10 protein-coding genes are annotated in these 13,785 nt (G+C 71.5%); 1 reads left to right on the forward strand and 9 read right to left on the reverse strand.

The annotated features are described in order from the left end of the window. Position 1 precedes the first annotated feature (1 nt). The 9 genes from FF096_RS19775 to FF096_RS19815 all read right to left on the reverse strand — a co-directional run bounded on the left by FF096_RS19775 (position 2) and on the right by FF096_RS19815 (position 10,962). Positions 2 to 910: a sugar phosphate isomerase/epimerase gene (locus tag FF096_RS19775; RefSeq protein WP_155220682.1), complete on the reverse strand. Its 909-nt coding sequence runs from the start codon at positions 908 to 910 to the stop codon at positions 2 to 4. Further along, a complete protein-coding gene (locus tag FF096_RS19780) occupies positions 907 to 1,851 on the reverse strand; it encodes an SCO3242 family prenyltransferase (RefSeq protein WP_155220684.1) in 945 nt (314 codons plus the stop codon). The genes FF096_RS19775 and FF096_RS19780 overlap by 4 nt, the downstream gene beginning before the upstream one ends. After that, positions 1,835 to 2,995 carry an inositol-3-phosphate synthase gene (locus tag FF096_RS19785; protein WP_155220686.1) on the reverse strand — a complete coding sequence of 387 codons (1,161 nt, stop codon included), beginning with the start codon at positions 2,993 to 2,995 and terminating at the stop codon, positions 1,835 to 1,837. Before FF096_RS19785 ends, FF096_RS19780 begins: the two co-directional genes overlap by 17 nt. Positions 2,996 to 3,506: 511 nt before the next feature. Continuing rightward, positions 3,507 to 4,682, reverse strand: coding sequence for a Gfo/Idh/MocA family protein (locus FF096_RS19790; protein WP_375335361.1), 1,176 nt, complete (start codon positions 4,680 to 4,682; stop codon positions 3,507 to 3,509). A gap of 54 nt (positions 4,683 to 4,736) precedes the next feature. Further along, positions 4,737 to 5,789, reverse strand: a complete 1,053-nt coding sequence (locus FF096_RS19795) for a substrate-binding domain-containing protein (protein ID WP_155220690.1) — start codon at positions 5,787 to 5,789, stop codon at positions 4,737 to 4,739. Between the two features lie 90 nt (positions 5,790 to 5,879). Then, positions 5,880 to 6,980, reverse strand: coding sequence for an ABC transporter permease (locus tag FF096_RS19800; protein ID WP_155220692.1), 1,101 nt, complete (start codon positions 6,978 to 6,980; stop codon positions 5,880 to 5,882). Next, on the reverse strand, positions 6,977 to 8,530 hold the full coding sequence (locus tag FF096_RS19805) for a sugar ABC transporter ATP-binding protein (protein WP_309223619.1): 1,554 nt from the start codon (positions 8,528 to 8,530) through the stop codon (positions 6,977 to 6,979). The genes FF096_RS19800 and FF096_RS19805 overlap by 4 nt, the downstream gene beginning before the upstream one ends. Continuing rightward, positions 8,527 to 9,705: an ROK family transcriptional regulator gene (locus FF096_RS19810; RefSeq protein WP_309223620.1), complete on the reverse strand. Its 1,179-nt coding sequence runs from the start codon at positions 9,703 to 9,705 to the stop codon at positions 8,527 to 8,529. The genes FF096_RS19805 and FF096_RS19810 overlap by 4 nt, the downstream gene beginning before the upstream one ends. A 183-nt stretch (positions 9,706 to 9,888) precedes the next feature. Then, the gene (locus FF096_RS19815; protein WP_155220694.1) at positions 9,889 to 10,962 is read right to left on the reverse strand and encodes a YihY/virulence factor BrkB family protein; all 1,074 of its coding nucleotides are present in this window, start codon (positions 10,960 to 10,962) and stop codon (positions 9,889 to 9,891) included. A 695-nt stretch (positions 10,963 to 11,657) separates the two neighbouring features. Here FF096_RS19815 and FF096_RS19820 point away from each other — a divergent pair. Next, positions 11,658 to 13,769 carry a TRAP transporter fused permease subunit gene (locus tag FF096_RS19820; protein WP_309223621.1) on the forward strand — a complete coding sequence of 704 codons (2,112 nt, stop codon included), beginning with the start codon at positions 11,658 to 11,660 and terminating at the stop codon, positions 13,767 to 13,769. Positions 13,770 to 13,785: the final 16 nt, after the last annotated feature.

Raw genomic sequence — 13,785 nt, forward strand, 5'->3', positions numbered from 1 at the left:
GTCAATGTCCGTGGCGGTGGTGCCACCTGTGTCCGTTGCTCCGCGCCTGCGTGCCGGCCGCTGCGGCGGCGCGCAGGAAGTCCAGCGAACGGGCGGCGATGGTGGGCGCGGCGTGCGAGTGCCGGGGCAGCTCGACCGCCACCAGGCCGCGGTAGTCGATCTCGCGCAACGCGGCCAGCACCGGGGGGAAGTCGATCTCGCCCGTGCCGAACTCCAGGTGCTCGTGCACGCCCCGCCGCATGTCGTCGATCTGCACGTTGACCAGGTGCGCGGCGACGTCCCGGACACACTCGGGCACCGGCGACGGCTCCAGGCACCGGCAGTGTCCGATGTCGAGGGTGATGCCCAGTTGAGCCGGTGCGCCGAGGGCGTGGTGCAGCCGCCGCCAGCCGGCGATGTCCTCGACCAGCATTCCCGGCTCCGGTTCGAACCCGAGCGTCACCCCGGCGGCCTCGGCCGCCTCGACCACCGTGGCGCAGCCGGCGATCAGGCGCTCCCAGGCCACCGCCGGGGTGACCGAATCCGGCCGGACACCGGACCAGAACGAGACCGCCTCAGCGCCGAGGTCCGCACCGATCGTCACCGCACGGCACAGGAACTCGATCCGGAGCGTGGGGTCGTCGTGCAGCAGTGTCGGGGCGTGCTTGTGCCACGGGTCCAGCAGGAATCTCGCGCCGGTCTCGATCACCAGGCCGAGTCCGAGTGCGGCCAGCCGACGGGCGACGGCGTCGACCCGCCCGGCCAGCCCGGGGGCGAACGGGTCGAGGTGGTCGTGGTCCAGGGTGAGCGCGACACCGGCGTAGCCGAGGTCGGCGATGACCGCCAGCGCGTCGTCGAGGCGGTGGTTGGCGAAGCCGTTGGTCCCGTAACCGAACCGGAGGGGTGGTGGGGCGGTGTCGGCGGCGGTCATGTCGGTGAGACCTTCCGGGCCAGCCGACGGCCCAGCGGGGCCGCCGCCGCCACCGCCAGTCCGAGCAGACCGGCCCCGGATCGGGCGGTCAGCGCCCCCTGCAACGCGGGCAGTCCGGTGATCCCGGTGCCGACCGCCGTGCGGACCCGCCCGGCGGTGGGTTCGGCCACCACCCGCGCCTGCGCGGTGCCGTATCGGGCGGCGTACCAGGCGGCGAGGACGCCGGGCAGGGCCGTCGCGGCGGTGCCGAGTACGCGCCGACCGGCTCGGGTGCTGGAGCGAGTCGACCGCGCCGGGTGCGTCGGGACGACCTGCGTCGCGGGTCGCGGTCGCCGTGCGGGCGGGAGCGCGGCGCTCGCCGCGACCAGGGCGGTGCCGGCGAGGGTACGCAGCGGCAGGGCCCGGTCGGTGCCGCTGACCTCCCGGCGGGACAGCGCGGTGACCGTCCAGGTGTGCGCGGCGACGGTGACCGCCGCCGGCAACGCCCGCATCGGCCGCCCTCCGGCGGCGCCGAGCAGCACGTCCAGCCCTCGGCAGGTGGCCATCACCACCGGACCGGCGGCGGTGTTCTTGGCCGCGAGGTCGTACCCCCAGACGGCGGCGGCCAGCGGCACCGCGACGGCGGCGGCCCGCCGACCTCCGGCGGCGGCGGCGAGACCGACACCGGCGGCGGTGAGACCGGCGGCGAGGCCGACCGCGAGGCCGGGGCCGACCCGGCCACTCGGGATCGGGCGCTCCGGGCGTTCCACGGCGTCCAGCTCGCGGTCGGCCCAGTCGTTGGCGGCCATGCCGGCCCAGTACAGCAGCACCGAGGCGGCGGCGATGGCGGGGGTACGCGGACCGAGCGCACCCGCTGCGGCGGCACCGGCGACCACGTCCCCGGGCACCGAGAGCGCGGCCGGGGCGCGGACCAGTTCGGCCAGGTCAGCCACGCGCGGCATCGGTGCCTCCGGGGTCCAGACCACGGGCGAACGCGCACAGCCGGGTCCACTGGTCGGCCAGCGAGTGCGTCGCGGTGCCGAGCGGATCCTTGAAGAAGAAGGCCAGTTCGGTGAGCGGTCCGGTGTGACCGGCGGCGTGCGCGGCGGCGGTGAGCCGGGCCAGGTCGAGCACGAGTGGGGCGGCCAACGCCGAGTCGCAGCCGTGCCAGGTGAACTCCAGCCGCATCCCGGTGCCCAGGAACCCGGCGAAGGTGATCAGATCCCAGGCGGTCTTGAAGTCGCCGAGTTCCTCCACGTAGTCGATCCGGGTGTCGCCCTGCGGCAGGTAGCCGAGGGTCTCGCCGAGCACCCGCTGCTTGCTGCGCACCTTGGCGGCGTTGGCGTCGGGGTCGGCCAGGGTGGCGCCGTCGCCGCCGCCGAGCAGGTTGAGCCCGGACCAGGACCGCACGGTGAGGTGACGCATCGCGAACATCGGGGCGAGCACCGACTTGAGCAGGGTCTCCCCGGTCTTGCCGTCGTGGCCGGCGTACGGCACCCCGTGGCGGTCGGCCAGCGCGGTCAACGCCGGCAGCCGCAGGCCCGTCGACGGGGTGAAGTCGACGTGGGCGCAGCCCGCCACCACAGCCGCGTACGCGTACAACGCGCTGGGCGGCAGCACCTCGTCGGGGCCGGTGAGGGCGGCCCGCAGCGCGTCCGGGTCGGCGTGCCCGGGGTGCGGGCGGGGCACCGGTTCGGTCGCGGCGACGTTGACCACCACCACCTGGGACAGTCCGTGTCGCTGCCGGAAGGCGGTGAGGTCGCGGACGATCGCGGCGGCCCGGTCGGCCTGGGTGCCGTTGGTGGGCGCGGGGCGCAGCTCCCGTTCCACGGCGGCCAGTTCCTCGGTCAGCGCGGACACCAGGCGGGCCGGCACCACACCGGCGTCGGCGAGCGCCTCGGCACGCTTGGCGATGGGCGTGGCGACCACGTCGTGGCCGCCGAATACCAGGTCGGCGAAGCTCGGTAGGGCGGGGCCGGCGACCCCGGGCAGTTCGGTGACGCAGCCGGTCGGCCCGGTGAGCCCGGCACGCAGCGCGAGCGCTCCGACGATGCTGGTGGTGGCGACCGAGCCACGCGCTCCCACCAGCCAGACACCTGTACGCATAGCGCTCCCTCCGGTGTCCAGAAACCGACGTACATCGATTCAATCTTGATATCAGGTTAAACCTGAAAAAGATACGTGTTAAGCCGATGCGCCCCGCCCGCCGCCTATTCCGGTGGAACTCGCCCGGCCGATGCCGAGGTCGGCGGCGACGACGTCGGCCCGGCGTACCGGATGGGTCGGACGGACGGGGCTGGTAGGCAGGGGCAGTCGGCGTCTCGCCCCTACCTCCCCCGCATCCGGCCCGATCGGGACGACAGTGTCCCGACCGGACGACTCGTCGGACGCGGTCCGCCTGACGGCGGGAGTCCCTGGTGGACCGTTGGTCGATGAACTGGTCAGTGGGCGGCGGCCCTCCGGTGCTGCCGGGGAATCCCGGTCCGGCGGCACCGGAGGAACCGCATTGCTCGTGCCGCCGGACCGGGTGGCCCGTGGACACGACCTCCGGATCCGACCCGTACCGGCCACGGGGCGCAACCGTGGCCGTCCCTCGCCGGTCGGCTCCGGAGGTGGTTCAGGCGGTGGCCGTCGCCAGCGACGGCTCCACCTCGGCCCAGGAGGAGCCCTGCTCGGCCGAGCGGATAACCGCGTCCAGCACCAGTTGCACCTGCAACGCCTCGGCGAAGGAGGGTGACGGGTCGACCCCGGTCGCCACCGCCTCGATGAAGTCGCGCATCTGGTGGGTGAAGGAGTGCTCGTACCCGATGATGTGTCCCGGCGGCCACCAGGCCGACAGGTACGGGTGGTCTGCCTCGGTCACCAGGATCCGGTTGAAGCCCTGCTCGGCGGCGGGGCGGGTGGCGTCGAGGAACTCCAGCTCGTTGAGACGTTCCAGGTCGAAGGCGACACTGCCCAACGATCCGTTGATCTCCACGCGGAGGGCGTTCTTGCGGCCGGTGGCGAACCGAGTCGCCTCGTACGTGGCCAGCGCCCCGCCGTCGAGCCGAGCCACGAAGATCGCCGCATCGTCGACGGTGACCTCGCCGGTGGCGGCACCGGCACCGTCCGCCTGCGCCGCGAGTCCGCTCGACTCGGTCGGCAGTGGCCGCTGCTTGACGAAGGTCTCGGTGACCGCGCTGACACCACTGATCCGCTGCCCGGTGACGTACTGGGTCAGGTCGATGATGTGCGCACCGATGTCACCCAGCGCACCGGAGCCCGACACCTCCTTACGGAGCCGCCAGACCAGGGGGAACTGCGGGTCCACGATCCAGTCCTGCAGGTAGGTGGCCCGGACGTGCCGGATCTCGCCGAGCCGCCCGTCGGCGACCAGCTGACGCATCAGCGCCACCGCGGGCACCCGCCGGTAGTTGAAACCACACATCGACCGCGCCCCGCCGGCCTGGGCGGTGGCCGCCGCGGCAGCCATCTCCCGGGCCTCGGCGACGGTGTTGGCCAACGGCTTCTCGCACAACACGTGCTTGCCCGCGGCGAGCGCGGCCAGTGCGATCTCGGCGTGGCTGTCACCCGGCGTGCAGATGTCGACCACGTCGATGTCCGGCCGGTTCACCAGTTCCCGCCAGTCCGTCGTGTGGCCCTCCCAGCCGAGCCGGTCGGCGGCCTCGGCCACCTTCCCGGCGTCCCGGCCGCAGACGAGCGCCATCCGGGCCCGCGCCGGCAGGTCGTACACCCGGTTCACGGTCCGCCATGCCTGCGAGTGCGCGGCGCCCATGAACGCGTAGCCGACCATCCCGACCCGCAGTTCGTTGTTTGTCGTGGACAAAGTGGGTCTCCCCCCGTTGTGTCAGAACCCGAGCTTGAGGTAGTCGCCCGCGTTCTCCTTGGTGATCGTTTCCGAGGCGAGGACGATCTCCTTGGGAACCTGGAGTTCCACCAGATCGGACATGCCCCTGCCCTGGCCGATGAGGCGGGCCAGCGAAATCGCCGAGGAGGCCATCGACGGGCTGTAGGTCACCGTGGCCTTCAACACCGTGTTGTCGGCCTGGATGTCCTCCATGGCCTTCTTCGATCCCGCGCCACCGACCATGAAGAACTCGCTGCGGTTGGCCTGGCTGATCGCGGCCAGCACACCGATGCCCTGGTCGTCGTCGTGGTTCCAGATCGCATCGATCTTCGGCAGCGCCTGGAGCAGCTGGGCCGCCTCCCGCTGCCCGGTGTCCGCGGTGAACTCGGCGGCGCGCCGGTTGGTCACCTTGAAGCCGTGCTGGGCGAGGGTGTCGTTGAAGCCCTGGGTCCGCTCCTGGGTCAGCTCCAGCGAGTCGATTCCGGCGATCTCGGCGATCACCGGGTTGCTGACGCCCTTGGCCTTCAGCTGCTCGGCGATGAAGGTGGCCGCCGAGACGCCCATGCCGTAGTTGTCGCCCTTGATCTGCAACCGGTACGCCTTGGCGTCCGGGAAGGCCCGGTCCAGGTTGACCACCGGGATACCGGCCTGCATCGCCTCCAGGCCGAAGGAGTTCAGCTCCTTGCCGTCGTGCGGCAGCAGCACGATCACGTCCGGCTTCTGGGAGATCAGGGTCGACAGCGCCGCCCGCTGGGCCGCCGCGTCCGCGCCCGCCTCGACCGTCTTGAACTCCACATCGGAGTACGCGGCGGCCTGCGCCTTGGCGTTGTTGGTGATGGCGGCGATCCAGCCGTGGTCGGCGGCCGGAGCGGAGAAGCCGATGGTCACCTGCTTGCCCGGTTCGGCGTTGGCGTTGCCGTCGGCCGCCTTGGTCTGCGCATCGGTCGGTGTCTGCTCGTTGCTGGTGCAACCCGCGAGCAGGACGCCGGCTCCGACGGCCGCCCCGCCGAAGAGCAGCCGGCGCCGCGACATGTCGCGACTGTGCTGGGTCATGACGACCTCCTGGTTATTCACGTGGTGGGGATTTTGGGTGTGCGAAGCCCAGCCACCCTCGGTTGCCCGGGTGGCCTGCGGTGCGTGTGTTCAGCTCGTGGTGAGTCGGTTACGACGGAAGAACTGGGTGATGCTGCCGAACTGGACCTGCTGGATCAGGACGGCGGCGACGATGATGCCGCCCTTGACCATGTTCTGCGCCTCGGTGGAGAGGCCGTTGATGGCGAAGAGGTTGGTGATGGTGGCGAAGATGATCACACCGAGCAGGGAGCCGACGATGGTGCCCCGCCCGCCGCTGAGCAGCGTGCCTCCGATGATCACGGCGGCGATCGCGTCCAGCTCGTAGAGGTTCGCCATCGCCGCCTGGGCCGAGGTGGCCTGGGCGGTGAGCATGATGGCGGCGATGCCGCAGCACAGCCCGGACAGCGCGTACAGCAGCAGGGTGTGCAGCTTGACGTTGATGCCCGCCAACCGGGCGGCCTCCGGGTTGCCGCCGACGGCGACGGTGCGCCGACCGAAGGTCGTGCGGTTGAGCAGCACCCAACCCGCGGCGACCACGGCGGCCAGGATGTAGACCAGCAGCGGGATGCCGAGCAGGTTGGTGCTGGCGATGCCGTTGATGGTGCCGTTGTGCGAGATCTGGGTCTGCTTGTCGGAGATCTCGGCGGCCAAGCCCCGAGCGGCGACCAGCATGGCCAGCGTCGCGATGAACGGCACCAGCCGCCCGTACGCGATGAGTGTCCCGTTGACCAGGCCGACCGCCACCCCGACGACGATCGCGGTGAAGATCATCCCACCGGCGCCGAAGTTCTGGGTCGCCACCGTGGTGCACCAGACCCCGGCCAGCGCCACGATCGCGCCGACCGACAGGTCGATACCACCCCCGATGATCACGAAGGTCATCCCGACGGTGACCACGCCGACCACCGAGGCGAGCTTGAGGATGCTGAGCATGTTCGCCCAGACCCAGTCCGGGTTGGAGTACAGGTCGGAGCGGGTGGCCGCGCCGATCACGAAGAGGGCCAACAGCACCCCGATCAGGGCGAGGTTCCGCTTGGCACCCTCGCCACCGTCACCGTGCCACCAGGAGAGCCGGCCGGTGGCGGTCGGCGTCCGGTGGCCGACCGTCGCGGTCTCGGCCGGGTCAACCGGTGGCGGCTGCGTGGCAGTAGGTTGCGTACCCTGGCTCATGCCGGTGCGCCTTCCATCAGAGACCCCGCCATGACGAGGTCGAGCACGGTGTTCTCGTCGAGTTCGCCGGCCGGGGCCGTACGGACGACCCGTCCCTCCCGCATCACCAGCACCCGGTCGGCCAGGCCGAGCACCTCGGGTACCTCGCTGGAGACCAGGAGCACCCCGACCCCCTGGGCCGCGAGCTGCCGGATCACCTGGTACAGCTCGGCCCGGGCCCCGACGTCCACCCCTCGGGTGGGTTCGTCGAGCAGCAGCAGCTTCGTGTCGCCGAGCAGCCAGCGACCGACCACCACCTTCTGCTGGTTACCGCCGGAGAGGGTGCCCACCGCCCGCCGGACGTCACGCGGGCGCATCTCCAGGTCCTCGGCGATCCGGTCGGCCTCCGCCCGTTCCCGGGACGCGTTGGTGAAGCCGAAGCGGGCGTAGCGCCCGAAGGTGGCGAGGGTGACGTTGCGGTAGATCGGCTCACCGAGCAGCAACGCCTGGCTCTTGCGCTCCTCGGGGGCCATGCCCATGCCGGCCCGCACCGCCGCGCCCACGCTGCCCGGCCGCAGTTCCCGGCCCGCCATCCGCACCGAACCGGCCTCGGCCGTCCGCGCGCCGTAGATCGTCTCCAGCACCTCGGAGCGGCCGGAGCCCACCAGGCCCGCGATGCCGACGATCTCTCCGGCTCGGACGGTCAGCGACACGTCGGCGAACTCACCGGCGCGGGTCAACCCCTCGACCTGGAGCAGCTCGCCGCCGACCTCGGTCCCGGCGGGACGGTCCGGGAAGACGTACTCGATGGTCCGGCCGGTCATCCGGGAGACCAGGTCGCTGGTCGGGGTCTCGCGGGCCGGCAGGTTCGCCGCGGTGGTCCGGCCGTCCTTGAGTACGGTCACCCGGTCGCCGATCTCGCGGATCTCCTCCAACCGGTGCGAGATGTAGATGACCGCGATGCCCTGGGCGGTCAGTTCCCGCACGATCCGGATGAGGTTTCCCACCTCGTCATGGGCGAGCACCGCGCTCGGCTCGTCCATGATGATCAGCCGGGCCTCGTGGGACAGCGCCCGCGCCATGCTGACCACCTGCTTGCCGGCCGCCGGCAGCGCCCGCACCATCCGGCCCGGTGGGATCTCGGCGTGGCCGAGCCGGCCGAGGATCTCACGGGTCCGGCGGGCCATGTGGCCCCGGCGGATGAACCCGAACCGACGCGGCTCGTGCCCCAGGAAGGCGTTCTCCGCCACGGAGAGGTCCTCGACCAGGTCGAGTTCCTGGTAGATGGTGGCGATCCCGCTGCGCATCGCGGCCTGCGGGTTGGCGAAGCTGACCGGCTCACCACGCCATTCCACGCGCCCCGAGTCCGGCCGGTGCACCCCGGCGAGCACCTTGATCAGCGTGGACTTGCCGGCACCGTTCTGCCCGAGCAGGCAGTGCACCTCGCCCGCCCGCACCTCCAGCTGCACCCCGTCCAGGGCGCGTACGCCCGGGAAGGTCTTGACCACGTCGGTCAGGCGCAGCACCACCTCGCCGGTGGTCGCCTCGTTCGTCGCGTCGTGCCCGCTCACGCCGCCTCCCCGAAGGCCAGGTCGCTGGCGAGCACGGCCGCGCCGGCCACACCGGCCCGTGGACCGAGTTCGGAGAGGACCACCGGCAGGTTGCCGGTGGCCAGCGGCAGCGATCGGCGGTACACGACACTGCGGATCTCGGCGAGCAGGACGTGCCCCAGTTGGGCGAGCCCACCGCCGATCACGATCATCGAGGGGTTGGTGAAGCTGACCAGTCCGGCGAGCACGCCGCCGAGCCGTCGGCCCCCCTCCCGGATCAGCTGGATGCAGGTCAGGTCCCCTTCGAGGGCACCGGCGGCGACGTCGACGGCGGTGACCTCGCCGTTGACCTCCAGCCGTTCGGCCAGGGCGGGAGAGGTGCCGGCCCGCGCGGCGGAGGTGGCGTCCTTGGCCAGTGCCGCGCCACTGAAGATCGCCTCCAGGCATCCGGCGTTGCCGCAGGAGCAGACCGGCCCGTGTGGATCGACCTGGATGTGGCCGATGTCGCCGGCACAGCCGTCGATGCCCCGGTAGACGTCGCCGCTGAGGTAGATCCCGCAGCCGATGCCGGTGCCGATCTTGACGAAGAGGAAGTCGTCGACCGAGTGGGCCACCCCGCCGTGCCGCTCGCCGATGGCCATGATGTTCACGTCGTTGTCGACCACCGAGGGGCAGCCGTGCTCTCGGGTCAGCAGCTCACGGACGGGGAAGCGGTCCCAGCCGGGCATGATCGGTGGCGAGACCGGCACCCCGTCGCGGAAGCTGACCGGACCGGGCACCCCGATGCCGACCGCGTCGAGTCGTTCGTAGACCCCGTCGACCCGGGCCTTGTGCAGCAGCTCGTTGACCCGCTGGAGGATCGCCTTCGGGCCGGACCGGATGTCGGCCGCCTCCGCGTACGCCGCCACCGGCTCCAGCCTGCCGTTGACCACCTCGACGTCGATCGAGCTGGCGCCGAGGTCGACGGCCGCGAAGCGCAACTGTGGACTCAACTCGACAAGCGTCGACCGTCGTCCGCCCCGGGAGGCCGCCTTGCCCGCCTCCGCCACGTAGCCCAGGGCGACCAGTCGTTCCAGCTCGGCGAGGAGCCGGGGCCGGGGCATCTCCAACCGGTCGGCGAGTTCGGCCCGCGACAGCGCTCCCTCGTCGCGTAACAACCGCAGCAGCCGGACGTGCAGGGGGTCGGCGTTGGGCACGGCTCACCTCTCCCACCGGGGATGTACGCATTGACGAACTGTCGATGCGTGGTGCCCGACACAGTAGGAGGCTTCAAGCCGCGCTGTCCAGAGCTTAGGCCGCCTTCGCGACAACTTTCGCTTGGTTTAGCAAAAGTTTCGACGGCACTCGGCAGCTAGTTAGATGGAGATGCTCCCGGAAGGTCACTGAGAAGGCGATTCACCACCCTTCGTGCGCAGCTTGCGGTCGTCGCGCAACTCGACGTAGGGCTCCCGGTCGATCGGCCGGAGCCCACCGCTGATCGCCCGCGCCCGTGCCAACTCGGCGTCGAACTCCGCGCCGAACAGAATCGCGATGTTGCTCAACCAGAGCCAGACCAGGAAGATGATCACCCCGGCCAGCGCCCCGTAGGTCTTGTTGTACGAGCCGAAGTTGCCGACGTAGAACGCGAACAGGCCGGAGACCAGCAGCCAGATCAGCACCGCCAGGATCCCACCGGGGCTCACCCAGCGGAAGCCGCCCTGCCGCGCGTTCGGCGACGCCCAGTAGAGGATGGCGAACATCAGGCCGACCAGGACCAGCAGCACCGGCCACTTGGCGATGTCCCACACCGTCACCGCCGTACGCCCCACCCCGAGCGCGCCACCGACCTGCTCGGCGAGGCGCCCGGTGAAGACCACGATCACCGCGCTGGCCAGCAGCAGCACGCCGATCACCGCGGTGACGCCCACCCGGATCGGCAGGGTCTTCCAGATCGGCCGACCCTCCGGCACGTCGTAGATCGCGTTCGAGGCGCGCATGAAGGCGGCGATGTAACCGGAGGCCGACCAGAAGGCGGCGAGCAGACCGATGATCGCGGCGACGCCGGCCAGTCCCCCACTCTGCTGGGCCTGCTCGATGGCGGCGTCGAGGATCTGCCGGATGTTCTGCTCCGGAACCGACTCCGCGACGGTGTCCCGTACCGTCCGGGTGGCCGTCGGGCCGAGCAGCCCGACCAGCGAGACCAGCACCAGCAGGCCCGGGAAGATGGAGAGCACCCCGTAGTAGGTGAGCGCGGCGGCCCAGTCGGTCAGGCTGTCGTCGCCGAACTCGCGCACCGTCCGGCGCATCGCCGCCGCCCACTCGCGGCGGGAGAGCCGACCCGGATGCGACGGCGCGTCGTCGTCGACCGTCCCCGGTGACGCGCCGTCCGCGCCCGAGGCGTCCCGCCGCCCGATGGACGCGGACTCCCGCGCCGGGTCACGCCGGTCAGGACGGGAAGACTCCTCGGAGGCCATCGCCCCCTCCCCTCGGTTCCGCTCGCGGTGCTGGTCCAGGACACATGCCCAGCCAGGGACATCGAGTAACCCCCCCGTCGGTCGCTCGAACCGTCACCGTCGCGGTGTCTCCGCCGTCGCCCGCTGCCGCCGAGCAGATCGCCCGCCACCCCGCACTGATTCAAGGTTCATTCCCCGATTGTGGGAAATGCACCTTCAGCCTTTCCGTCAGACCAACGATTGCGGGCCGAATACGTACACCACGGGAATGGTCCGCGCACGCCCGACAAGGTCACGGAACGGCCAACGGCGCACCCGGAAGCGGCCTGACGATCGGGCGAGCGTCGTCGGCACCACCGCGACCCTGGCGATTCGTCGAACCACCCACCGTGTTTTCGCATACGGAGCGTAGTCATGGCGGGGGATTTTCGTCCCCGACCTAATTCGGACCAAAGCAGTATTTATCTCGGCATAGCAGACATCACTCTGCGGGTTCCATCCGCGCCCCCGCACCGCCCCTATCGGCGCATTCAGGCCGATCACGGGGGTCGCCCTTAATCATTGACGCGAGCAGTTCCCAGGGAATGCGAAGTCACTCAACGAAGCGATGCCTGACAATGCCCCCCAACGCGGAGTCGATTCGCGTATCGTCCCCCCTCGTGTCGCCTATCCGATTCACCGATGATTCCGGACCTGAGCGCGGCGGACACGGCCGAGTGGCGGAGGCGGACCTACCCGCCGACCGGCCCGCTCCAGCTTCCATCGACCCGCGCGAACTCGCCAGCCGGTTCGAGGACGAGAAGCCCGGCCGGGTGCTGACCGGGCCGGTCGCCGTCGTCCTGACCGCTGCCACGCTGGTGATCGGCCTGCTCGCGCTCTGGCAGGTGTTCCGTCCGCTGGCGCAGGGCAGCAAGTACTACCTGATCTTCTTCCTGGCCGGCGTACTCCCGTTGGTCTTCCTCGCCTACCCGGCCGACCTGCGGCTGCCGCGCCGCCTGCGGGCGCTGGTCACCGGTCGGGCTCCGGCGACGCCTGACCTCGACACCACCGGGTCCGGCAGCGGCCCCAGCCGGATCGACTGGCTGTTGGCCGTCGCGGCGCTGGCCGCCTGCCTGTACCCGGTGCTGCCGGTCGCCCTGGCCGGCGGTGGCGGCGGCTACGACGCCTTCCTCGACCGGCAGGGACTGCTGGTCGGGATGGACGTGGCGATGGGCACCGTGCTGCTGCTCCTGCTGTTGGAGGGCTGCCGGCGCACCACCGGATGGATCCTGCCCGCCGTCTGCGTGGTCTTCCTCGGCTACGGCTACTACGGCGGGCTGCTGCCGCAGAACTGGGCGGTGGCCCACGCCGGGCTGGACTTCGGGCAGCTGGTCGACGCCTTCTACAACTCCGACAGCGGCTTCTACGGCACCCCACTGGACGTGGCCGCCACGTACATCGTGCTGTTCACCATCTACGGGGCGGTGCTCGACCTCTCCGGTGCCGGGCGCTTCTTCGTGAACCTGTCCGCAGCGGCGTTCCGGCGCTCGCGTACCGCCGCCGGTCGCACCGCCGTGGCCTCCGGCTTCCTGCTCGGTACCGTGTCCGGCTCCGGCGCGGCCACCACCGTGAGCATCGGCGCGGTCACCTGGCCGATCCTGCGCCGGGCCGGGTACCCGGCGGAACGGGCCGGGGGGATGCTCGCCGCCGCCGGCGTGGGCGCCATCCTGTCCCCGCCGACGCTCGGCGCGGCAGCCTTCATCATCGCCGAGTACCTCGGCGTGTCCTACCTGGAGGTGCTCGGCTGGGCGACGGTGCCGACGATCCTCTACTACCTCGGCATCGTGCTCTCGGTCGAGATCGACGCACGCCGCTCCGGGGTACGGCCGGCGGCTCTTGAGGCCAGCTCCGTCTGGCGGCTGCTGGCCCGTTCCGGCTACCACTTCGCCAGCCTGTTCGCCATCATCGGGCTGCTCGCCGTCGGGCTGTCCGCCACCCGCGCCGTGGTGCTGGCCACCCTGCTGGCGGTCGTCCTGTCCTTCCTGGACCGGGCCCACCGGCTCACCCCGGCCCGGCTGGTCGCCGCGCTCTCCAACGGCGTACGCGGAGTCCTCGCGGTCACCGTCGTCTGCGCGGCGGCCGGCATCATCACCGCCACCACCACCAAGACCGGCCTCGGGCCGCAGGCCGCGGCGCTGCTGGTCAATGCCGCGAGCGCGGCCAGCTCCGAGCCGGCCGTGGTGCTCGCCCTGACCGCCCTGCTCGCCGCCGTCGCGCTCAGCCTGCTCGGGCTGGCCATCCCGGTGACCGCGTCGTTCGTGATCGGCTGGGTGATCATCGGGCCGGCGCTGCTCGACCTCGGGGTCACCGCTCCCGCCGCCGCCATGTTCGTCTTCTACTTCGCGGTGCTGTCCGAGGTGTCGCCGCCGACCGCGCTCGCCGCCGTCGCCGCCGCCGCGGTCACCGGCGGGCGACTGGTGCCCACCATGTGGCACACCCTGCGGTACGCGCTGCCGGCGTACCTGATCCCGCTGGCGTTCGTGGTCACCCCGACCGGCCTCGGCCTGCTCGGCATCGGTGGGCCGCGGCGCATCCTCGTCGCCGCCGGGGTCACCGCCCTCAGCGTCGCGGTGCTCGCCGTCGCGGCCGGCGGATGGCTGCCCGGCGTCGGCCCGGCCGGCGTGCCGGAACGCGTGGTCGGTGCGGTCGCCGGCTTGACGCTGCTCTGGCTGCAACCCGTACCCGTCGCGATCGGCGCCGTGCTGGCCGGCGTCATGGCGGTGGGTGTCTACGTACGACGCGGATTCGCCGGCTCCTCCGGCGGGACGCGAGCCGGATCACCGGCATGAACCAGGAAGGAGACAG

Source organism: Micromonospora sp. CP22 (genome assembly GCF_009712475.1).
Taxonomy (GTDB): domain Bacteria; phylum Actinomycetota; class Actinomycetes; order Mycobacteriales; family Micromonosporaceae; genus Micromonospora.

Excerpts from the sequence above, each read along its gene's own strand:
- FF096_RS19795 (WP_155220690.1), bottom strand. The coding sequence starts at position 5,789 with ATGACCCAGCACAGTCGCGACATGTCGCGGCGCCGGCTGCTCTTCGGC.
- FF096_RS19780 (WP_155220684.1), bottom strand. The coding sequence starts at position 1,851 with ATGCCGCGCGTGGCTGACCTGGCCGAACTGGTCCGCGCCCCGGCCGCG.
- FF096_RS19790 (WP_375335361.1), bottom strand. The coding sequence starts at position 4,682 with ATGGTCGGCTACGCGTTCATGGGCGCCGCGCACTCGCAGGCATGGCGG.
- FF096_RS19800 (WP_155220692.1), bottom strand. The coding sequence starts at position 6,980 with ATGAGCCAGGGTACGCAACCTACTGCCACGCAGCCGCCACCGGTTGAC.
- FF096_RS19775 (WP_155220682.1), bottom strand. The coding sequence starts at position 910 with ATGACCGCCGCCGACACCGCCCCACCACCCCTCCGGTTCGGTTACGGG.
- FF096_RS19815 (WP_155220694.1), bottom strand. The coding sequence starts at position 10,962 with ATGGCCTCCGAGGAGTCTTCCCGTCCTGACCGGCGTGACCCGGCGCGG.
- FF096_RS19785 (WP_155220686.1), bottom strand. The coding sequence starts at position 2,995 with ATGCGTACAGGTGTCTGGCTGGTGGGAGCGCGTGGCTCGGTCGCCACC.